The sequence below is a fragment of the Rhodococcus sp. ARC_M6 genome, from assembly GCF_022810305.1.
Lineage (GTDB): Bacteria > Actinomycetota > Actinomycetes > Mycobacteriales > Mycobacteriaceae > Rhodococcus_F.
In genome coordinates, this window is sequence record NZ_JALGQH010000125.1 from 1 (window position 1) to 255 (window position 255).

Here is a 255-nt window from a genome sequence, read left to right on the forward strand (position 1 = left end):
GGTGGTGATGGCGTCGAGGGTGGCGCCGGGTCCGGCGGTGACGGTGGAGATGGGTCCGCCGGCGTCGACGTTGACCCAGTTCAGGTGGACCATGGTGTCGGCGAGGATGACTTTGTCGCGGGGGGCGTCGTTGACGATGGTCAGGGGGGTCCAGCCGTGCATGGCTCCGCGGGGGCGGATGGTGTAGCCGTTGGCGTGGCCCCAGTTGGCGAGGCGGACTGCGTCTTCGGGGGTTTTGGGGGCGCAGGTCCAGAT

1 pseudogene is annotated in these 255 nt (G+C 69.4%); it reads right to left on the reverse strand.

Features of this window, described 5'->3' with window-relative positions:
• Positions 1–255 (reverse strand): annotated as a pseudogene (locus MTX36_RS29665) (FAD-linked oxidase); the annotation flags it as partial.